The organism is Micromonospora sp. NPDC000089, assembly GCF_042899365.1.
Taxonomy (GTDB): Bacteria; Actinomycetota; Actinomycetes; order Mycobacteriales; family Micromonosporaceae; genus Micromonospora.
Window position 1 is genome coordinate 201,772 of the sequence record NZ_JBIAZT010000007.1, and the last position, 20,168, is coordinate 221,939.

General features: G+C 75.2%; 16 protein-coding genes. 7 read left to right on the forward strand and 9 right to left on the reverse strand.

All coding sequences use genetic code 11. The features are described from left to right. Position 1 precedes the first annotated feature (1 nt). The 4 genes from ACFY3U_RS15760 to ACFY3U_RS15775 are packed head-to-tail and all read left to right on the forward strand — an operon-like array spanning position 2 to position 4,311. Complete coding sequence (locus ACFY3U_RS15760; protein ID WP_387201227.1) at positions 2–1,969, forward strand: MFS transporter; 1,968 nt, start codon at positions 2–4, stop codon at positions 1,967–1,969. Beyond that, entirely contained in the window at positions 1,966–2,523 is a 558-nt protein-coding gene (locus ACFY3U_RS15765; RefSeq protein ID WP_387201230.1) for a hypothetical protein, read from the forward strand. The genes ACFY3U_RS15760 and ACFY3U_RS15765 overlap by 4 nt, the downstream gene beginning before the upstream one ends. Beyond that, positions 2,520–3,695 (forward strand): M23 family metallopeptidase, encoded by a 1,176-nt coding sequence (locus ACFY3U_RS15770; protein WP_387201233.1) that lies wholly within the window; start codon positions 2,520–2,522, stop codon positions 3,693–3,695. The genes ACFY3U_RS15765 and ACFY3U_RS15770 overlap by 4 nt, the downstream gene beginning before the upstream one ends. A 13-nt stretch (positions 3,696–3,708) precedes the next feature. Continuing rightward, entirely contained in the window at positions 3,709–4,311 is a 603-nt protein-coding gene (locus ACFY3U_RS15775; RefSeq protein ID WP_387201236.1) for a hypothetical protein, read from the forward strand. A gap of 6 nt (positions 4,312–4,317) precedes the next feature. Here the strand turns inward: ACFY3U_RS15775 and ACFY3U_RS15780 are convergent, their stop codons facing one another. Further along, entirely contained in the window at positions 4,318–4,887 is a 570-nt protein-coding gene (locus tag ACFY3U_RS15780; RefSeq protein WP_387201239.1) for a hypothetical protein, read from the reverse strand. A 207-nt stretch (positions 4,888–5,094) separates the two neighbouring features. On the opposite strand from ACFY3U_RS15780, the gene ACFY3U_RS15785 reads away from it, so the two are divergent. Together ACFY3U_RS15785 and ACFY3U_RS15790 are read left to right on the forward strand one after the other, a co-directional pair. Continuing rightward, a complete protein-coding gene (locus ACFY3U_RS15785; protein ID WP_387201241.1) occupies positions 5,095–7,674 on the forward strand; it encodes an FtsK/SpoIIIE domain-containing protein in 2,580 nt (859 codons plus the stop codon). 43 nt (positions 7,675–7,717) lie between these two features. Then, positions 7,718–8,425: a hypothetical protein gene (locus ACFY3U_RS15790; protein ID WP_387201244.1), complete on the forward strand. Its 708-nt coding sequence runs from the start codon at positions 7,718–7,720 to the stop codon at positions 8,423–8,425. On the opposite strand, the gene folE is transcribed toward ACFY3U_RS15790, so the two are convergent. The 7 genes from folE to dacB form a co-directional block, all read right to left on the reverse strand. After that, positions 8,412–9,071: a GTP cyclohydrolase I FolE gene (folE, locus tag ACFY3U_RS15795; protein ID WP_387201530.1), complete on the reverse strand. Its 660-nt coding sequence runs from the start codon at positions 9,069–9,071 to the stop codon at positions 8,412–8,414. The genes ACFY3U_RS15790 and folE overlap by 14 nt on opposite strands. A gap of 32 nt (positions 9,072–9,103) precedes the next feature. Further along, on the reverse strand, positions 9,104–11,116 hold the full coding sequence (ftsH, locus tag ACFY3U_RS15800; RefSeq protein WP_387201246.1) for an ATP-dependent zinc metalloprotease FtsH: 2,013 nt from the start codon (positions 11,114–11,116) through the stop codon (positions 9,104–9,106). Between the two features lie 389 nt (positions 11,117–11,505). Next, positions 11,506–12,081, reverse strand: a complete 576-nt coding sequence (hpt, locus tag ACFY3U_RS15805; protein WP_387201249.1) for a hypoxanthine phosphoribosyltransferase — start codon at positions 12,079–12,081, stop codon at positions 11,506–11,508. 187 nt (positions 12,082–12,268) lie between these two features. Beyond that, positions 12,269–13,921: a gamma-glutamyltransferase family protein gene (locus ACFY3U_RS15810; protein WP_387201252.1), complete on the reverse strand. Its 1,653-nt coding sequence runs from the start codon at positions 13,919–13,921 to the stop codon at positions 12,269–12,271. 125 nt (positions 13,922–14,046) lie between these two features. Further along, entirely contained in the window at positions 14,047–15,159 is a 1,113-nt protein-coding gene (gene tilS / locus ACFY3U_RS15815) for a tRNA lysidine(34) synthetase TilS (RefSeq protein ID WP_387201533.1), read from the reverse strand. A 46-nt stretch (positions 15,160–15,205) separates the two neighbouring features. Continuing rightward, on the reverse strand, positions 15,206–16,273 hold the full coding sequence (locus ACFY3U_RS15820; protein ID WP_387201255.1) for a zinc-dependent metalloprotease: 1,068 nt from the start codon (positions 16,271–16,273) through the stop codon (positions 15,206–15,208). A gap of 78 nt (positions 16,274–16,351) precedes the next feature. After that, positions 16,352–18,031 carry a D-alanyl-D-alanine carboxypeptidase/D-alanyl-D-alanine-endopeptidase gene (dacB, locus tag ACFY3U_RS15825; protein WP_387201258.1) on the reverse strand — a complete coding sequence of 560 codons (1,680 nt, stop codon included), beginning with the start codon at positions 18,029–18,031 and terminating at the stop codon, positions 16,352–16,354. Between the two features lie 153 nt (positions 18,032–18,184). Between dacB and ACFY3U_RS15830 the strand changes: the two genes are divergently transcribed. After that, on the forward strand, positions 18,185–18,691 hold the full coding sequence (locus tag ACFY3U_RS15830) for an inorganic diphosphatase (protein ID WP_334484128.1): 507 nt from the start codon (positions 18,185–18,187) through the stop codon (positions 18,689–18,691). A 61-nt stretch (positions 18,692–18,752) separates the two neighbouring features. On the opposite strand, the gene eccD is transcribed toward ACFY3U_RS15830, so the two are convergent. Beyond that, entirely contained in the window at positions 18,753–20,153 is a 1,401-nt protein-coding gene (gene eccD / locus ACFY3U_RS15835; protein ID WP_387201261.1) for a type VII secretion integral membrane protein EccD, read from the reverse strand. Between the last annotated feature and the right edge of the window lie 15 nt (positions 20,154–20,168).

The window sequence follows — 20,168 nt, forward strand, 5'->3', positions numbered from 1 at the left end:
CATGGCGAGGGCCCGGGCAAGGATCACGGCGCTCCTGCTCGCGCTCGGCGTGCTCGCCGGTGCCACGATCGGCTGGCCGGTGCTCGGTGCCGCGACACCGGCGTCGGCCGCCGCCGCGTCGGCCGCCCCGGCGACGGCCCGGGCCGCGGCCGACCTCTGCACCACCAAGGAGTGGCAGGCCGACTTCCGCAGCTGCGTGAGCAAGCTGAAGCAGGTCAGCGAGACCGAGGTCGACTGCCGCAAGCCGCCCGTCCCGTCCGCGCCGGATTCCGGCCTCGCCGGCTGGTTCGCCTCGCGACCCGACTCGTCCAAGCTGCCCGGACCGAAGGGGTATTACAGCGACTACGGCTACGGCGGCTACAGCTTCAACACGTACGACGTGGAGGGCGGCTGCGCCTCCACGGTGCTGCATCCGGACTACAAGTTCACCACCACGGTGGCCAACGGCGAGCTCATGATGGCCACCGCGATCATGGGCGCCTCGAACGCCCTGCGCGAGCGGGCCTGGGATCCCCGGTCGATGTGGAGCTGGGCCGACCCGCTGGTCGAGAAGGCCACGAAGGCCGTCTACCAGAAGGTGTTCAGCGTCTTCGGCATCATCACCCTCTGCGTGGTCGGGCTGTACCTGCTCTGGCGCTCCCGCCAGTCCGACATGAGCAACGCGATGACCACGGCCGGCTGGGCGCTGCTGGTGATGGTGGCGGTGACCGCGCTGGCGGCCTGGCCGGTGAAGTCCGCGAACATCGCCGACGGCACGCTGATCACCTCGCTCGGCGTGGTGCACGACGCCATCGGCCCGGCCTCCAGGGACGTCCCGCCCGGCCGGTGCGTCCTGCCGAACCCGGACGCCTGCGTCGACAAGCGGCCGCCGGCGGTCCGGGCAAGCGACACCGCCACCGAGGCGATGCTCTACCGCAACTGGGTACGCGGGGTGCTGGGCTCGGCCGACAGCGAGACCGCGAAGAAGTACGGCCCGGCGCTCTACGACGCCAAGGCGCTGTCGTGGGGCGAAGCGGAGTCGATCCGCGCCAATCCCGCGACCCGTGACGTGGTCATCAAGGCCAAGCAGCGGCAGTGGATGACGGTGGCCGACCAGATCAAGACGGAGGATCCGGAGGCGTACGAGTACCTCACCGGGACCCGGGACATGGACCGGATCGGCTCCGGGTTCATCGCGGTGCTCGCCTCCCTGCTGTTCGCGATGTTCGACCTGACCGCGTCGATCCTGGTGCTGCTCGGCTTCATGATCTTCCGGTGGGCGGTGATCGCCGCCCCCATCCTGGGCACGGTCGGCCTGCTGCGGCCGGCCAGCGCGGGCCTGCGCCGGCTGGCCAACGCGGTCGTCGCCGCCGTCTTCAACATCGCCATCTTCGGCACCGGCGCCGCGATCTACCTGTTCGCCGTGGACCTGATCATGAGCACCCCCACCCTGCCGGGCTGGCTCCAGGTGGTGCTGGTCTGGCTCTGCGGCGTGGTCGGCTGGCTGCTGCTGCGCCCCTACCGGCGGATCACCCAGCTCGGCGGCAAGGACAGCAGCGAGGCGGTCAGCTCGGCGGGTTCCTGGCACCGCCGGTTCTTCCGGGACATGCGGATCGCCGCCCGGTTGGACGTGGTCGAGCCCGGCGGCACCGCCGAGCCGGCCATCGGCCGCCGGCGGGAACGCGTGCTCGAGCAGACCAACCTGCGCCCGGAGGCGCGCCGGGAGGACCCGGCCCATTCCGCGGTCGACCCGCCGGACCGCCGGGAGCGGCCGGACGGTCGCGAACCGGCCGGCGAGCGGCCGCCGGCGACGACCGCGCCGCGGGAGACCGCACGACCCACCTTCGCGCCGCGACCCCGGCGGGAGCCGGCGAGCTGGACGGAGCCGGACGTGCCGGAGGAGGCGCCGAACTTCGTGGTCTACCGGCCCGACTCCGCCGAACGTGCGCCGGCGCGGCCCAACCCGCGGGTGCGCTCCGAGGCGCGGTGACGACCATGCGACGCGCGCTCGAATTCCTGGTCACCCGGGTCCTGCGGTCCCGGATCGGCATAGCGCTCGGGATCGCCGTGCTGGTGCTCTCGGTAATCGGTGGCGCCCGGCTGGTCGCCGGCCCGACCGAGTCGACCGGCGGCCTGAGCAACCGGCCGGCGGAGCCGATCACCACGGTGGACCCGGAGGCGGGCGACGACGGGGTGCTCGCCACCCCGTCCCAGCAGGCGCCGCGGACCCGTCCCGGCGAGCCGACCCCGGAGCAGGCCGCGTCCCGGTTCACCACCGCCTGGCTCGGCGGGCCGGCGGAGACGGCGGCGCGCTGGCAGGAGAAGCTGCGCCCGCTGTCCACCCCGGGGCTCACCGAGAAGCTGGCGGGTGTCGACCCGGCCGGCGTTCCGGCGGAGAAGGTGACCGGAGCGCCGACGCTGCTGCCACGGACCGAGAGCTTCGCCGAGGTGTTCGTCCCGCTGGAGTCGGGGCGGTTGCGCTTGGAGCTGGTGGCGCCGGACGGCCGCTGGCTGGTGGACGCGGTCGACTGGGAGCGGCAATGAGCGCCGATCTGCCGGGGGTGAGCGGGCCGGTGCGTCGGCTGCGGGCCGGTGTCGTCGCCGCCGTGGTGGCCACCGCCCTGGCCGTGCTCTGCTGCGGCGGCGGGACGGCGGCCTTCTTCCTCACCAACCTCGGCGGTGACGACGAGAGCCTGGTGACCAGGGCCCAGGAGTGTCTCGGCGACCACCGGGTCGAGATCACCGGCACCATGCCGCGGATGGCCGACTACGGTCAGTCGCAGCTGCGGAACGCCGCGGTCATCATCAAGGTCGGCCAGGACATGAAGGTGCCACCCCGGGGCTGGGTCGTCGCGGTGGCCACCGCGATGCAGGAGTCGGGCCTGCGCAACCTCGCCAACAGCTCGGTCGGCCAGTCCCGCGACATCCCGAACGAGGGCGTCGGCCGGGACCACGACTCGGTCGGGCTGTTCCAGCAGCGGGCCAGCTGGGGCACCGTCGCGCAGCGGATGAGCCCCGACTACGCGTCCCGGAGGTTCTACGAGAAGCTGCTGCGGGTCGACGGCTGGGAGCGGCTGCCGCTGACCCTGGCCGCACAGCGGGTGCAGATCAGCGCCTACCCCGACGCCTACGCCAAGCACGAGGAGGTCGCGGCCCAGATCGTCAACGCCCTCGCCCACGGCGCCGCCAGGACGGTCCAGATCGCGGACCGGACGGTCTGCGATCGGGCCGCGGGCGAGACGATCGCCGCCTCCGGCTGGACGGCGCCGATCCCGGGCGGGGTCGGCTCCGGCTTCCGCACCGCGAGCCGTCCCCGGCACAACGGTGTCGACATCGGCGCCGCCAAGGGCACCGAGATCCACGCCGCCGCCACCGGGCGGGTGCTGGTCGCGCGCTGCGACCCGGACCGGCTCGGCCGGCGCGACTGCGACGTGGACGGCTACCCGACGAAGGGCGGGTGCGGCTGGTTCGTCGACATCCTGCACGCGGGCGGCTACATCACCCGCTACTGCCACATGGTGGTGCGACCCTTCGTCGTCCCGGGCCAACTGGTCAAGGCCGGCGAGGTGATCGGCAAGGTCGGCACCAGCGGCAACTCCTCCGGCCCGCACCTGCACTTCGAGACCCACCTGGACGGCGACCGGAGCTTCGGCGGCGCCACCGACCCGGTCCCGTTCATGCGACAGCGGGGAGCACCGTTGGACGGCACGACGTGAGGCGCCCGCGACGATGAGCGGGCCGCTGCCGGATCCCTTCGCCAATCAGCCCGACTGGGCGCCGCTGCCCCCGCGACCGATCGAGATCGTCCCCGCCACCTCCCGGGTCGAGCTGCGCGGCCGCCGGGTGCTGGTCGGGCTGCCGGGCCTGGGCTGGCGGGGCGACCTGCGCGCCGACGAACGGGTGGTGCAGGGCAGCCGCACCTACGTACCGGTCATCCCCGAGCACGAGTGGTACCGGGCGGAGTCCGACCAGGTGGAGGTGTTCGCACCGCTGATCCCGGTGGAGCGGGTCTGGGTGGAGACGCTCGGCGGCCGCGCCGCCGCCGGCACACCCGGACGGGAACCGGGCATCCGACTGGTCTCACTGGACGCACCGGCGCACCCGGCGCCCACCCCGGTCTTCGAGGCCGACGCGGTCAGCGGCCGTCGGGTGGTGCACGTCGAGGACTCCGTCGAGCGCCGCGACCTGCGGGCGGTGACCGAGTCGTACTCGGGCGCGGAGGGCGACATCTGCGTCCGGGTCACCCCTGAGCTGGAGTGGTACCGCTGGGCCTGGCGAGGGCAACCGCCGACCACCCTCGAGGTGCCGGTGCACCTACTGTGGATCGAGTGAGGACGGTCAGGCGCGCTTGGCCGCACACACTCGCCAGCCGTCATCCTGGTGCAGCGTCTCGAACCGCCAGCGCTGCCGATCACTCTGCGAGATCCCGTCCACATGGGCGGAGATGATGAGATCGGCCTCAACATTGGCGCGCTCACCGCCGGTTTGCACCGTGAGGCTTTCCCAGCTCGTCGTGATCGTGGTGGCGAAGCGCTTCTCGCGCGCCACCAGGTCTTCGCGGAGGAGCCGCAGATCGTTGAGGTCGGCCCCACTGTCGCAGGTCAGTTCGCTTGCCCGCACGTCGTTGCGATCCCCGAGAAACGCCTGAATGTAACCAGCCACCGTGACATCCGGGCTGCTGCTGTCGGGGCTGGCCGCCCGTTCGTACAGCACGTACCCGACGACGCCGCCACCCAGGCACACCACCGCCAGCACCCCCGCGACGACGGTCAGCACGGTGCGTAGCCGGCGCCGCTTGCGCGGCGCCACGGGCGCCGGCGCGGCAGGGGGCGCGAACTGGTCCGGCGGGGTCCGCTGCGCCGGTACTCGGGACGTCTGGGAACCGGCGGGGGGCTGCACTGATTCCACCCCCTGAGGCTATCGGCTGGGTCGCTCGTACCCAATGCCCCGGATCCGCCGATCGTGGCGAACCGCCGAGCGGCCCGGGGATCCGCAAGGCCCACGCGCCGGGCCGCGGCGGCAAAGACCTGGCGGTCCGGCCGCGTCACCCGGCCCGAACGCCCGACCTGGGATACCGTCTGGGCTCGGGGAGGTTTCCAACCTCGGAAAGAGGGGGTGGACGCGGTGGCCGGTCCGAACGCTCGCACCAGCCGCGCCGCCGCCCTGCACCGACGGGCTGCCGCCACCGCCGCCGCTGCCGCGGCCATCCTGGACGAGACCCGCCCGGCCCCGGCCGACCAGCGCCGGCAGTACGAGTTGGCGGAGCGGCTGCGTACCACCGCGACCCTGCTGGCCCCCGGCTGGGCCGGCGCCGCCCTGGACACTTTGTCGCCGGACGCACCGGCCGGCGGCGGCACCCCGCCTTTCGTACGGATCGGCACGGCGGCGCCGCTGGACGACGCCCGCTTCCCCGCGCTGGTGCCGCTGCTCGGTTCCGGGCAACTGACCCTCGACGCGGACGCCCGGGAGCCGCGGGCGGCCGGCCTGCTCCGGGCCGTACTCCTGCGGTTGCTGGCCGCCACCCCGGCCGGCTGCCTGCTGATCCGGGCGGTGGACGGCACGGGCGAGACGTTCGTGCCGTTCGCGGCGCTGGCCGACGCGGGGCTGCTGCCGCCGCCGGCGGTCGACGTGGCCGGGCTGCGGGCGGTGCTCGACGAGGCCGAGCAGTGGGTCTCGCCGGGCAGCGGCCGACCCCGCCGGCACGACCGGACGCTGCTGCTGGTGGTGGCCGGCCTGCCCGAGGGGACCGGGCCGAGCGACCTGGACCGGATCGAGGCGCTGGCGCAGCGCGGCCGCCCGGCCGGGCTGCACCTGGTGGTGGCCGGCTGGCCGCCCGCCACCGCCCGCCCACCGCTGCCGCACGCCACCCCGGTGGAGCTGCGCACCGCGTACGCGCTGCTGGGCGACCCGCCGGGCAGCCCGTTCGGCGGGCCGGGGGCGGCGGCGCCGGGCGGGCTGAACTCGCCCGTCTTCGTGGACGAGGATCCAGGATCGGAGCTGGTCGAGCGGGTGTGCCGCCGGCTGGCCGAGCAGGTCGAGGCGGGCTCCCGGCTCGACCTGGCCGAGCTGCTGCCGCCGGCCGGGGAACCGCTCTGGGCGGCTAGGTCGGCGGAGGGGATGTCCACCACGGTCGGTGACGCCACCGGGCGCCCGGTCACCGTCGGCTTCACCGAGCTGACCCCGCACTGGCTGGTCAGCGGCCGGTCGGACGCGGGCCGTTCCGCCTTCCTCACCAACGCGTTGCTCGGCCTCGTCGCCCGGTACGGCCCGGACGAGCTGGTCCTGCACCTGGTGGACCTGGGCGACGGCGAGTCCTTCGTGGAGTTCCTGCAGACCGAGCGGGACCGGTCCTGGGTGCCGCAGGTGCGCGCCGCGGCGATGGCGGCCGACCCGGAGTACGTGCGGGACCTGTTCGACCAGTTGTCGGCGGAGGCCCGCCGGCGCGAGGAGGCGGGTGCCCGGGCCGGCGGTCAGCGCTTCGCCGAGCTGCGTGAGCACCAGCCGCTGCCCCGGATCGTCTGCGTGATCGACAACTTCCCGCTGCTACTGGGCGACCGCGATCCGGCCGCCGCCGAGGTGCTGGCCGGGCTGGACGGGCTGGCCCGCGCCGGCCGGGCGTACGGCATCCACCTGGTCCTGGCCGGGGCCGGTGACCTGGGCATCGGTGCCGGCTCGGCGCCGCGGGACTCGGTGCTCGGGCAGTTCCCGGTGCGGGTGGCGCTCTCCGGCGGCGGCCCGGTGCTGATGTCGACGAACGACGCCGCCGCCGGCCTGTCGGTGGGCAGCGCGGTGGTCAACACGGCCGGCGGGCTGGGCGGCCCGCGCGGTGCCACCCGAGGCCACGAGCGGTTGGTCCGCTTCCCGGATCCGCTGGACGAGCCGGAGACGGTCGAACGGCTGCGGCACCGGCTCTGGGAGGCGCGCCCCGAGGGCTCGGCGCCGCCGGTGGTGTTCGCCGGCTGGGCCCGCCCGCTGCTGCGCAACGATCCCCGGCTGCGGGCGGCGCTCGCCGGCCGGGCGGGTGGCCCGGCCGCGCTGCTCGGCCGGGCGGTGGACGTGTCCCGGACGACGGTGGCGGTGCCGCTGGGCTCGTCGGCGGGGCGCAACCTCGCCGTGCTCGGCCCGGGCGGGGAGGCGGCCGGAGTGCTGGCCACCGCCGCCCGCAGCACGGCGGCCCACCACCCGCCCGGTACGGCCCGATTCGTGCTGGCGCCCCTGGTGGCCGGCTCCGCGCCGCTGGCCGCCGCGCTCGCCGCCGAGCTGGGTGAGCGCCAACTTGTGGAGACGGTGGACGCCCCGGGGCTGCTGACCGCGCTGGATGGCGACGACCCGGCGTACCTGGTGGTGTTCGGGGTGGACACCCCGCCGGCAGACCAGCTGCCGGCCGACCGGCTGCGCGCGCTGCTGCGCGAGGGCCCGCTCGCCGGTCGGCACCTGCTGGGCTGGTGGCGGACGGTGCCCCCGTTCGCGGCCCTGCTGGGCCCGGACGACGAGGTCGGCAAGCTGGCCGCGGTCGCGGTGGTGGACACGCCGGGCGCCCAGCTGACGGCGGTGTTCGGCCGCCCGGTGCAGTGGCGCCCCCGGGCCGGCCGGGCGGTGCTGTGGGACGGCCCGGGCGACCGCGGCACCGTGCTGGTTCCGTTCGCGGACGAGACCCCGGCGACGGCACCCGCCGCCGGCCAGGCGGCGGCATGAGCACCCGACGGCAAGACGTCGGCCGGTGGAGGGGGAGGCGACGGTGAGCGTCGACGAGGTGTCCACCGTGGCGCCGGTGCGGCAACGGGCGGGCGAGGAGTCGATCCCGCCAGTGGTCGCCGCCTGGACCGACTACCTGGCCGCCGCGCGCCAGCTCGACGGGGTACGCCGGGGCGCGACCACCGCCGCCGCCGAGCAGGCCCGGGTGGTGGAGGCGGCCCGGGGCGAGCTGACCGGGGTGCACGCCCGGCTGGCGCCGCAGCAGGCCCGCCTGCGGGAGCTGGGCGTACCGGCGATCTCGCTGACCCCGACGCCGCCGGAGCTGACCGAGGCGGCCCGGACGATGGTGGGCGGGCCGACCGCGGTGCTGGCCGCGGTGCGCGCCGCGGGCGGCTGGGCGGACGCCGCCGACGGAGTGCTCGCGGCGCGCGGCCCGCTGCGGCCGGCCGGCTGGCCGCCCCGGGTCCGCAATCTCCTGGTGTACGCCCCGCTGGCGCTGGTCGTACCGGTGATCCAGCTGCTCGTGCTGCTGCTCACCGGGACCGGCCCGGCGACCGTGGCCGCGCTGCTGCTCGGGCTGCCGTTGCCGGCGGTGGCGTTCCTGGCCGGCTGGGTGGCGGTGGGTCGGCTGTTCGGGGCGCCGCCCGGGCAACGGCTGGACCGTACGCCGCGGCTGGGCGTGCTGGCCTGCCTGGTGCCGGCGGTGGCGACCGCCGGCGGCATCCTGCTGGCCCTGCTCAGCGGGGCATGATCAGGGCCATCGCCTCGGCCCGGGACTTCGCGTCGTGCTGCAGCCCGCCGCGGACGGCGGAGGTGATGGTCTTGGCGCCGCTCTTCTGGATGCCGCGCATCGCCATGCACATGTGCTCGCACTCGAGTATCACGATCACGCCCCGCGGCTGGAGCGTGCTCATCAGCAGGTCGGCGATCTGCGAGGTGAGCCGCTCCTGCACCTGCGGCCGGCGGGCGAACACCTCGACCAGCCGGGCCAGCTTGGACAGGCCGGTGATCCGGCCGTCCGGCCCGGGGATGTAGCCGATGTGGGCGCTGCCCCGGAACGGCAGCAGGTGGTGCTCGCAGAGGCTCATCACGTCGATGTCCCGGACGAGCACCAGCTCCTCGTGGTTGGCCTCGAAGGTGGTGCGGAGCACCTGGGCCGGGTCGACCCGGAGGCCGGCGAAGAGCTCCGCGTACGCCCGGGCCACCCGGGCCGGGGTCTGCTGGAGACCGTCCCGGTCGGGGTCCTCGCCCACCGCGATCAGGATCTCCCGGACGGCCTTCTCGATCCGGCCGAGGTCGATCGCCTCCTCGACCGGGCGGCCGGTGAGCTTGCCGCTGATCAACCGGGCGGCGACGTAGTCAAGCTCGTCGCCGGGCTCGGTCGACGAGGCGGCCAGCCCCGGATCGGGGCTGGCCGCGGCGTCGCTGTTCAGTGCGTACCGTCCGAGTTGTTCGAGGAGCCACCGACGGAGATGCCGTCGGCCGTCGCCTGAGCCCGGAGCTTCTCCTGCTCGGCCGGCGTGAGCACCGGCGGCTCGGTGGACGGCAGGCGCTTGCCGAAGCCGTTGTAGGGGGCCATCGGCGGGCGCTTCACCACCCGGGCGGCGATCCGGGCCATGTCGGCGGTGGAGAGGGTCTCCTTCTCCATCAGCTCGAGGACCATGTTGTCCAGCACGTCCCGGTACTCGACCAGGATCTCCCACGCCTCGTCGTGGGCCAGCTCGATCAGCGCGCGCATCTCGCCGTCGATCTCGGCGGCCACCGAGTCGGAGTAGTCCCGCTCGTGGCCCATGTTGCGGCCGAGGAACGGCTCGTCGCCGCTGGTGCCGTACTTGATCGCACCGAGCTTGGAGCTCATGCCGTACTGGGTGATCATCGCCCGGGCGAGCTGGGTGGCCTTCTCGATGTCGTTGCCGGCACCGGTGGTGGGCTCGTGGAAGACCAGCTCCTCGGCCGCCCGGCCGCCCAGCGCGTACGCCAGGGTGTCGATCATCTCGGCCCGGGTCTGGGTGTACTTGTCCTCGGTCGGCAGCACCAGGGTGTGGCCCAGCGAGCGGCCACGGGACAGGATCGTCACCTTGTGCACCGGGGCGGCGTGCGGGAGCGCCCAGGCGACCAGCGCGTGCCCACCCTCGTGGTACGCGGTGATCTTCTTCTCCTGGTCGCCCATCACCCGGGTCCGGCGCTGCGGGCCGGCGATCACCCGGTCGATCGACTCCTCGAGCGAGTCGTTGCTGATCGCCCGCTGGTCCTTGCGGGCGGTGAGCAACGCGGACTCGTTGATCACGTTGGCCAGGTCGGCGCCGGAGAAGCCCGGCGTCCGGCGGGCCACCGCGTCGAGGTCGACGTCGGGGGCGAACGGCTTGCCCTTGGCGTGCACCCGCAGGATCGCCTTGCGGCCCTCCATGTCGGGAGCGTCCACCGGGATCTGCCGGTCGAACCGGCCCGGGCGCAGCAGCGCCGGGTCGAGGATGTCCGGCCGGTTGGTGGCGGCGATCAGGATGACGCCGCCCTTGGTGTCGAAGCCGTCCATCTCGACCAGCAGCTGGTTGAGGGTCTGCTCGCGCTCGTCGTGGCCGCCGCCCATGCCGGCGCCACGGTGTCGGCCGACCGCGTCGATCTCGTCGACGAAGACGATCGCCGGGGCGTTCGCCTTGGCCTGCTCGAACAGGTCGCGGACCCGGCTGGCGCCGACACCGACGAACATCTCCACGAAGTCGGAGCCGGAGATCGAGTAGAACGGCACCCCGGCCTCGCCGGCGACCGCCCGGGCGAGCAGCGTCTTACCGGTACCGGGCGGGCCGAAGAGCAGCACGCCCTTCGGGATCTTGGCGCCCAGGGCCTGGTACTTCGCCGGGTTCTGCAGGAAGTCCTTGATCTCGTGCAGCTCCTCGACGGCCTCGTCCGCCCCGGCCACGTCCGCGAAGGTGGTCTTCGGCGTGTCCTTGGTGATCATCTTCGCCTTGGACTTGCCGAAGTTGAGCACCCGGGAGCCGCCACCCTGCATCTGCGACATGAAGAACAGCAGCAGGAGCACCAGCAGCACGATCGGCAGCAGGTTGATCAGCAGGCTCGTCCAGAGGCTGTCCGACGAGACCTTGGCGTCGGCCGGGCCGGTGACCCGGTTGGCCGCCTTGGCCGCGAGGACCTCGTTCCAGACCTCGCCGCCGATCTCGTACGGGAACTGCGCCTCGATCTTGTCGGTCGTGGTGTCGCCGAACTTGACCTTCTCGGCCAGGTCGAGCTGGAGCGTCTGCTCCTTGTCCTGGAAGACGACCTTGTTGATTTTGGGCGTGCCGGTGTGGAGCTGGTCGAGCGCCACGGACGTGTCCACGCGGTGGTAGCTGGGACCAGCGGTGAAAAGCTGACTGAGCACGACGGCGCCGAGGATGACCAGGATGATCCAGACCACCGGTCGGCGGAAGAAACGCGTACGTTCCATGCTGTTGTCGAGCGCCGAGACGCCCGCATCCTCCTGATCGACGTCCTGACCGTCTGAATGGTGTCACCGCCTGCGGCGGCGCCGGGGCCGCCGTGCGGGCCGACCTCGACCCCGGGGCGCGCGAACTGCCGCGCCACGGTCATTCGACGGTACACCGTGCGGGCGAGGGATGAGCTTGTGAGCCCAGCTGTTACGCGGACGGCGAACCGGCGGTCTCGGCCGGCGTTGGCGGGGAGCTCCCGACCGGCCACCCGACCGCCCGGTCACGCGGGTCGAGGGCCGGACGCGGAGGGAACCTCCACGCCACCGACACCTACCGTAGTCGGATTCGCTGAGAGCCCGCTGAACGTCCGCTCGACGGCCACCGATACGAGCGGTGTCGGGGCCGCTCAGGCGCGGGCGTACACCTCGGGCTTGAGCACCCCGACGTACGGCAGCTCGCGGTAGCGCTCGCCGAAGTCGAGGCCGTAGCCGACCACGAACTCGGTGGGGATGTCGAAGCCGACGTACTTCACCGGGACCGGCACCTTCACCGCGTCCGGCTTGCGGAACAGGGCCACCACGTCGACGCTCGCCGCCGAGCGGGACTCCAGGTAGCGCAGCAGCCAGGACAGCGTCAGGCCGGAGTCGACGATGTCCTCGACCACCACCACGTGCCGGCCGGCGATGTCCCGGTCCAGGTCCTTGAGGATGCGCACCACGCCGGAGGAGGTGGTGCCCTGGCCGTACGAGGAGATGGCCATGAAGTCGAGCTCGGCCGGCGGGCCGTTGCGGCCCAGCGCCCGGGCGAAGTCGGCCATGAACATGACCGCGCCCTTGAGCACGCAGACGAGCAGCAGTCCGTCCTCGACGTGCGCGTAGTCCGCCGAGACCTGCTTGGCCAGCTCCGCGGTCTTCTCGCGGATCTGCGCCTCGGAAATGATCACGTGGTCGATGTCGGCGTCGTACCAGGAGCCCTCAGCCATGCCTCCTAGCCTGCCGTACGCCGGATGCCCCCCGTCGGCGGGGCCGCCCCTTTCGCGGCGGTCCCGGCGGAAGAATTTTCACCATCCGTCCACCAATCGCCCCAGCAGGTGCGGGAACTCCGGCGACGGCGACCACCGGGTTACCCTCGTCACACGTTCGGCCAGTGACCGCCGGGGGCGGACCCGGTCACCAGCCGACCGCCGCCCCGTCCACCCGGGTCTCGGTGCCCGCCGCGTACCCACCGGCCGGCAGCCGCCAGATCGCCTGGCCGTACCCGAAGACCGACGGCTCGTCGGCCACGGCCACCCGGTGCCCGCGGGCGCGCAGCCCCGCGACCAGGCCGGGCACCGCGGCCAGCGCCGGCTCGACCAGCAGGCTCCGGCCGGTGTGCCAGTACCAGCGCGGAGCGTCCAGCGCGGCCTGCGGATCGAGCCCGCCGTCCGGGTCCGGGCCGGCGTCCAGCGCGGCGGTGATCAGCTGCAGGTGCCCCTGCGGCTGCATGTGCCCACCCATCACCCCGAACGGGCCGACCGGCGCGCCGTCGCGGGTGAGGAAGCCCGGGACGATGGTGTGGAACGGCCGCTTGGCCGGCGCCACCACGTTCGGGTGCCCCGGGTCGAGGCGGAAGCCGAGGCCCCGGTTCTGCAGCGCGAAACCGTACCCCGGCAGCACCACGTGCGAGCCGAATGCCAGGTAGGTGGACTGGATCAGGCTGACCATCATGCCGTCGGCGTCGGCCGCGCAGAGATAGACCGTCCCGCCGCGCTCCGGGTCACCGGCCACCGGGTCGGCGGCCCGGTCGGTGAGCAGGGCCCGGCGGCCCGCCAGGTAACCGGGGTCGAGCAGCCCGGTGGTGGGCACCCGCACCCGGTCGGGGTCGGCCACGTGGGCGTGCGCGTCGGCGAAGCCGAGCTTCACCGCCTCGATCCGCCGGTGCAGCAGCAGCCCGGCGTCCGCGTCGGCCGGGTCGAGGCCGGCCAGGACGCCGAGCGCGAGCAGCGCGGCGATCCCCTGCCCGGGCGGCGGCAGCTCCCAGACCTCGTGCCCGCGGTACCGCACGCTCACCGGGTCCACCCAGGTCGAGGCGTGCCGGGCCAGGTCGTCCCCGGTGAGCAGGCCGCCGGTGCGGGCGGCGTGCGCGTCCAGCGCGGCGGCGATCGACCCGGTGTAGAAGTCCGCCGCGCCGCTGGCAGCGATCCGGCGCAGGGTGCGGGCCGCGTCGGGGTTGCGCCACCGCTCCCCCGCCCGCGGCGCCCGTCCGTCGAGGGTGAAGACCCGGTCGAACTCGGTGAACTCCGCACCGGCCAGCCCGGCGTGCCCGGCCACCGCGCGGGCCCATCCGGCGGCGGTGCCGGCGGCCACCGGGTAACCGCGCTCGGCGTACCCGATCGCGTCGGTGAACAGCTCGGCGAAGGGCAGCCGGCCGAACCGCTCGTGCAGGTCCCGCCAGCCGGCCGGGGCGCCCGGCACGGTCACCGGCAGCCAACCCCGGGCCGGCATGGCCGGGCCGCACGCCTGCGCCCCGCCGAGCGCGTCCACCGCCGCCGCCGGCCGCCGCCCGGTCGCGGCGAGCACCACCTCGCGGGTGAGCCCGGCCGGGGAGCGACCGGAGGCGTTCAGCCCGTGCAGCCGCTCACCGTCCCAGACGATCGCGAACAGGTCGCCGCCGATGTCGTTCGAGGGCGGCTGCAGCACGGTCAGCGCGACCGCGGTGGCCACCGCGGCGTCGACCGCGGTGCCGCCGCGCCGCAGCACGGCCAGGCCCGCGGCCGCCGCGAGCGGCTGGCTGGTCGTGACGGCGCCGTGCGGGGCGAACAGCGGCATCCGGGGGTACGCCATCCGCCATGTCTACCGCCTCCGGCGGCTCCCGACGAGAAGCCGTTCGCGGTGAACCGTCGTGATCGGATCGCACCCACCCACTCGACCCACCGGACCCGGTGCGCGGCGGTGGGGCGGGGCGGCGGTCAGCGCGGCGGGTCGGCGGGCCGCAGTTCGCCCGCCCGGCGGACCACCCGGATCGCCCCCGGCAGGTGCGCCGGGCCCTGCCCGTGCCACCCGGTGACCAGCGCGTCCAGCGCCTCGACGTGCCGGTGCGACAGGGCGGACGGCGGTGCCCCCAGCTCCCGCGCCCAGGCGTGCAGCACCCGGGTACGCACCGCCGCGGGCATCCCGGCCAGCGCGGCGACCGACAAGCCGCCCTCCACGCGTACCCCGCCGGTCCCGGCAACCTGGGCTGGCCGGGCGCTGGCGGCCGGGGCGGCGTTCTCGGCGGGCCCGGCGCTGGCGGCCGGGGCGGCGAGGGCGGCGCGGGCGAGGTCGTCCAGGGCGGCGGTGTCCGCGGCGACCAGTGCGGCCGTCCGGGCCAGGTTGTCCCGTACCCCCTCGCCGAGCGCGCGGAGCAGCACCGGCAGCACGTCCGCGCGCACCCGCGCGCGGGCGTACGACGGGTCGGTGTTGTGCGGGTCCTCCCACGGGGTCAGCCCGAGCGCGGCGCACGCCCGGCGGGTCTGCTCCCGGGTGACGTCGAGCAGCGGGCGCAGCAGCGGCACGCCGTCCAGCTCGCGGCGTTGCGGCATGCCGGCCAGCCCGCGCGGGCCGGCGCCCCGGGCCAGCGCCAGCAGCACCGTCTCGGCCTGGTCGTCGCGGGTGTGCCCGGTGAGCACCGCGGCCGCCCCGTGCCGCCGGGCGGCGGCCACCAGCGCCTGGTAGCGGGCCTCCCGGGCGGCCGCCTCGGGCCCACCCGGTCGGCCGGCCACGGTCACCGGCACGGCCTCGGCCGGGCTCAGCCCCACCTCGCCGGCCCAGCGGGCCACCGCGGCGGCGCGCTCGGCCGAGCCGGGCTGCAGCCCGTGGTCGACGGTCACCAGGCCGGCGGGGCGGCCCAGCCGGGGCGCCACGAAGGCGGTGGCGGCGGCGAGGGCCAGTGAGTCCGCACCACCGGAGCAGGCCACCAGCACCGGCCCGGGCGGCAGCCCGGCCAGCGCGCGGCGGACCGCGACCCGGATCGCGGCCACCGGCGGGGCGAGACCGGCCGCGGCACGGCCCCCCGTCCCGGCCGGCCCCGAAGGCCCGGTCAGGTCGGGCGGCACGGTCGGCTCGTTCCTCGTCCGCACCGGGGGTCGGTCAGCCGGCGGTCGGCGCGGCGGCGGCCGGCCCGTGCACCCGGGCCACCCAGGCGTCCGGGTCGCCCAGCTCGTCGAGGCGGGGCAGGGTCAGCGGGGAGCCGAAGATCTTGTTGAAGCCGGCCATGCCGACCCGCTCCACGACGCCGTGCACGAACTTGCGACCCTCTGCGTACTGGCGCATCTTGACGTCCACGCCGAGCAGCCGGCGGATCGCCTTCTCCAGCGGGTTGCCCGCCTCGCGGCGCCGGTTGAACGACGCCCGGATCCGCTCCACGCTCGGGATCACCTGCGGGCCGACCCCGTCCATCACGAACTCGGCGTGCCCCTCCAGCAGGGTCATCAGCGCGGTGAGCCGGTCCAGCACGGCGCGCTGGGCGGGGGTCTGCACGATGTCCAGCACGCTGGTGCGGCTCTCCGGGTCCTTCACCGCGTCCGACAGGGTGGCCACCCCGCGGCGCAGCCGCTCCAGCACGTGCTCGCTGCCCTGCGAGGCGTCCACGAACGCCTGCACCTCACCCAGGAAGTACGCCCGCATCCACGGCACGGCGGTGAACTGGGTGCGGTGGGTGACCTCGTGCAGGCACACCCAGAGCCGGAAGTCGCGCGGGTCGGCCTGCAGCTTGCGCTCCACCTCGACGATGTTCGGCGCGACCAGCAGCAGCTGGCCCGGGTCCGCGGAGAAGACCTCGTACTGCCCGAGCACCCGGCCGGAGAGGTACGCCAGCACGGTGCCGGCCTGCACCCCGGTGAGCCGGGAGCCGACCGCCTCGGTGAGCGGGCCGGGACGCTTGTCGCCGGAGAGCCGGTCGACCAGCGGGGTGATCACCTCGCGCAGCCCGGCGATGTTCGCGGCGGCCCAGTCCCGCCGGTCCACCACCCGCACCGGCGGGTGGGTCACCTGCGAACGCAGCCCGGTGTACTCGGCGACGTGCCCGGCCGCCTCCTCGGTGAGTCGCCGCAGCTCGCCGACCACCTCGGTGGCCTCCGCGTACGACACCCGGGGCCCCGACTTGCTCAAGGCCCCCGCGGTGGCGGCGGCCAGATCCCAGTCCACGAACTGCGCCATGCACCCCACCGTACCCGCGCCGGAACACCCCGGCCCGGGCTCGCGTCCGCGATCGGCACCGCCCACGGGCGGCCGGGGTCAGCGGCAGCCGCAGCCGGCCAGGGCGCCGGCGATCCGGTCCAGGGCGCGGCGGGGGATGTCCGGGTCGCCGGCCGGAGCCTGGTCGGTGAGCACGGCGAAGGTGAGCAGCCGCCCGTCGGCGGTGGTGACCAGCCCGGCGATCGCATGCACCCCGGTGAGCGTGCCGGTCTTGGCGCGCACCACCCCGGCGCCCGCCGCGGTGGCCGAGAGCAGGTAGCGGTCGCTCAGCGTGCCCGACCAGGCGGCCACCGGCAGGCCGCCGAAGATCGCGCCCAGCTCCGGGTGGCTGCCGTTGCCGGCCAGCGTGATCAGGTCGGTGAGCAGCGTCGGGCTGATCCGGTTCGAGCGGGACAGCCCGCTGCCGTCGGCCAGGCTGATCTCGCCGGCCGGCAGGCCCAGCTCGCCGATCACCTGGTCGGTGGCGGCGGCCCCGCCGACGAACGAGGCGGGTTTTCCCTTCGCCAGCGCGACCTGCCGGGCCAGCGCCTCGGCGATCACGTTGTCGCTGTCGCTGATCATGATGTCGACCAGCCGGATCACCGGAAGCGACTCGACCTTGCCCAGCTCGGCGCCGGGTGCCGGGGCGGCGGCGCCGGCGGCCGGGGCGTTGCCCCTGGTCACCTCGGCGTCCACCCCGAGCAGCCGGGCGAACGACCGGCCGGCCGCGAGATCCGGCTGGGCGGCCCGCTCGGCCATGCCGTGGCTGTCGTCGAAGCTCTTGCGCGCCCCCACCGGGTCGACCCGGGCGCCGTCGGTCATCAGGGCGGTGATCGACGCGCCGAAGCCGCCGGTCGGGATGTCGTCGTCCCAGCCGGCAGCGTGCACCGGGCCGGGAAAGAGCGTCGAGTCGACGATCACCCTGGTGGGCGCGGTGCCGCCGAGCGCCTGCTTCACCTGCTTCGCCAGGTCGTCGAGGCGGGCCGCGCCGGGGTAGAAGCCGTTCCGGTCGACCGCCAGGGTGGGGTCGCCGCCGCCGACCAGCACCACCTCGCCCGGGTTCGGGCCGGCCACCGCCCGGGTGGGGATCCGGTGCGCGGGGCCGCGGGCCTCCAGCACGGTCACCGCGGTGGCCAGCTTGGTCACCGAGGCGGGCACCGTGGCGTCGCCGCCGCCCCGGGCGTAGAGCGAGGTGCCGGTGGTCACGTCGGCCACCGACAGGTTCACCCGGCTGCCCAGCTCCCGGGCGGCGAGCAGCGGCTCCAGCGCGGCGCGCACCCCGGCGGGGGTGGGCTCCGGCGCGTTGCCGTCGGGGCCGGCGAGCACCGGGGCCGGGTCGGGCTCGGGCGGGCCGGCGACGGCGGCGGGCGTCTCGTCCGCGCCGCCCAGCCAGCGGTCGACCGGGCCGGGACGGACCACCACCACCCCGGCGAGCACCAGCAGCAGCACGCCGGCCAGCACGGCCACCGGCAGCAGCCGGCGACGCGGACGCGGCGCCGACGGGCGGTCGGACCCGGCCGGCGGCGGAGCGTACGGCGGGACCGGCGCGGAGCCGGACGCGGACGGGACCGGCGCGGAGCCGGACGCGGGCGAGACTGGCGCCGAACCGTACCCGGACGGGCGGTTGCCCGGGTGCACCCCGGGCACGTGGACGCGGCCGCTCACCCCACCGGCGGCGGATCGGCCGGACCCGGCCCGGTCGCCCCCCGGTGGGCGGTAGTGTGAATCTTCCCTCCCCACGACCCCCTCCTCCCGCATCCCGAACTCGCCTGGGTGACACTACTTCGGTCCGAAGACTATGCGGCGTCCGGAACCGGTGGGTGGCCATTCACCCGGCCCGGGGGCGTCGGTGGTGCCGTTGAGCCAGCGTGGGCAGACGAGGGAGCGTGGAAGATGGATTTCGACGTCACGGTTGAGATCCCGAAGGGTCACCGGAACAAGTACGAGGTTGACCACGCGACCGGCCGGATCCGGCTGGACCGCACCCTCTTCACGTCGACCCAGTACCCGGCCGACTACGGGTTCATCGAAGGCACCCTGGGCGAGGACGGCGACCCGCTGGACGCCCTGGTGCTCGTCCCCGAGCCGACCTTCCCGGGCTGCCTGATCCGCTGCCGCACGATCGGCATGTTCCGGATGACGGACGAGAAGGGCGGCGACGACAAGGTCCTCTGCGTGCCCTACGAGGACCCGCGCCAGGAGCACCTGCGCGACATCCACCACCTGGGCGAGTTCGACCGGCTGGAGATCCAGCACTTCTTCGAGGTCTACAAGGACCTGGAGCCGGGCAAGTCGGTCGAGGGCGCCACCTGGGTGGGCCGGGTCGAGGCCGAGGCCGAGGTGCGCGCGTCGTACCAGCGGGCCCGGGACGCCGAGGCCGCGGGCGGCGCCGGGCACTGACCCCGGACACGTACGTCGAGAAGCCCGGGCCACGTCGGCCCGGGCTTCTTCCGTAGGCCGTTCAGCCCAGCAGGCCCTGGGCGGCGTCGTAGAGGCCGAGCACCGCGCAGGCCACCGGCACCACCGAGACCACCAGCGCGGTGTCGGTCAGGTCGGCCACCCGCCCCAGGTACGGCGACACCGGCCGCCGGGCGTACGTGGTGCCGGCCGCCACGGTGACCAGGGCGACCAGCAGCCCGCCCGCGGCCAGCGCGAACAGCCCGGTCGACCCGGCCCGGCCGGCGAGCACCCCGCCGAGGATCGCGAACCCGGCCAGCCCGGCCGTCACCGGCGGCACCCGGTGCCGGACGGCCACGAAGAGCCGGGAGCGCAGCAGCAGCACCGCCGCGCCGACCGCCACCAGCAGCCGCCCGGGCACCCCGCCGGTGAGCCCGAGCACCAGGAACGCGGTGACCGCCAGCACCGCGTGGCCGAGCAGCATGCCGGTGAGCATCTCCTCGGTCCGGGCCACCGCGGCGTGCACCAGCGCCCGGTCGGGCAGGTCCCGGACGCCGTCCGGGCCGCCGGTCGGCCCGGCGGGCAGGGTGATCGGCGGCAGCGGCACCTTGCCCAGCCGGATCGCCAGCAGCGGCAGCGCGCCGATCGCGAAGATCGACACGCTGAGCAGTACAGCCGCCGTGCCGGCCGGATCGAGCAGCAGCCCGCCGACCGCGGCCGCGGCGCCCACCGCGCCGACCGTCGCCCCGGCCACGAAGACCCGGGCCCGGGTGGCGGCGCCGAGCAGCCCGAGGACGGCCACCAGCAGCAGCGCCACCGCGCCGGTGAGCAGCTCGGGGGCGCCCAGCCAGGGCAGCGGCCGCAGCGGGCCGACCGGGTCGCCGGAGCTGACCGCGAGCGCGCCGCCGGCGAAGGCGTACGGCAGGGCGTACCCGCCCAGGGTGGCGCCGGCCGGGCCGTCCCCGTACGCCCGGGAGGCGACCGTGCCGGCCAGCGCGAGCAGCAGCGCCACCGCGACCGCGACGGGCCAGCCGCCGCCCGCGCCCGGCCCGGCGGCCAGCACCGCGAGCAGCCCGACCCCCAGCGGTACGGCGGCGCCGGCCAGCGCCGCCACCCGGGTGGCCCGGGCCGACCAGGCGACACCCCGGCGCCGGGCGCCGTCGGCGATCGCCTCGACCACGTCGTCGTACTCCAGCTCGGGCCACTGGTCGTGGGCCGGCACCAGGTGCAGCACCTCGCCGTCGCGCACCCCCTGCGGCAGCAGCGCCTGGGCGGTGGCCAGCACCGCGCCGTCGGTGCGCCGCAGCACCCAACCGCCGTGCCGCTCGCCGTCGTCGGCGAGCCCCTCACCGGCGTGCCGGAGCACCTCGGGCAGCAGCTCGGCCAGCGGGACCTGCTCCGGCAGCGCCACGTCCACCCGCCGCTGCGGCGCGCTGATCGTGACCCGGGCCAGACCGGTGGTCATCGACTGATCTCCATA

Coding starts and splice junctions, on each gene's coding strand:
- ACFY3U_RS15830 (WP_334484128.1), top strand. CDS start 18,185: ATGGATTTCGACGTCACGGTTGAGATCCCGAAGGGTCACCGGAACAAG.
- ACFY3U_RS15820 (WP_387201255.1), bottom strand. CDS start 16,273: ATGGCGCAGTTCGTGGACTGGGATCTGGCCGCCGCCACCGCGGGGGCC.
- ACFY3U_RS15775 (WP_387201236.1), top strand. CDS start 3,709: ATGAGCGGGCCGCTGCCGGATCCCTTCGCCAATCAGCCCGACTGGGCG.
- ftsH (WP_387201246.1), bottom strand. CDS start 11,116: ATGGAACGTACGCGTTTCTTCCGCCGACCGGTGGTCTGGATCATCCTG.
- eccD (WP_387201261.1), bottom strand. CDS start 20,153: ATGACCACCGGTCTGGCCCGGGTCACGATCAGCGCGCCGCAGCGGCGG.
- hpt (WP_387201249.1), bottom strand. CDS start 12,081: ATGGCTGAGGGCTCCTGGTACGACGCCGACATCGACCACGTGATCATT.
- ACFY3U_RS15770 (WP_387201233.1), top strand. CDS start 2,520: ATGAGCGCCGATCTGCCGGGGGTGAGCGGGCCGGTGCGTCGGCTGCGG.
- ACFY3U_RS15760 (WP_387201227.1), top strand. CDS start 2: ATGGCGAGGGCCCGGGCAAGGATCACGGCGCTCCTGCTCGCGCTCGGC.
- ACFY3U_RS15810 (WP_387201252.1), bottom strand. CDS start 13,921: ATGGCGTACCCCCGGATGCCGCTGTTCGCCCCGCACGGCGCCGTCACG.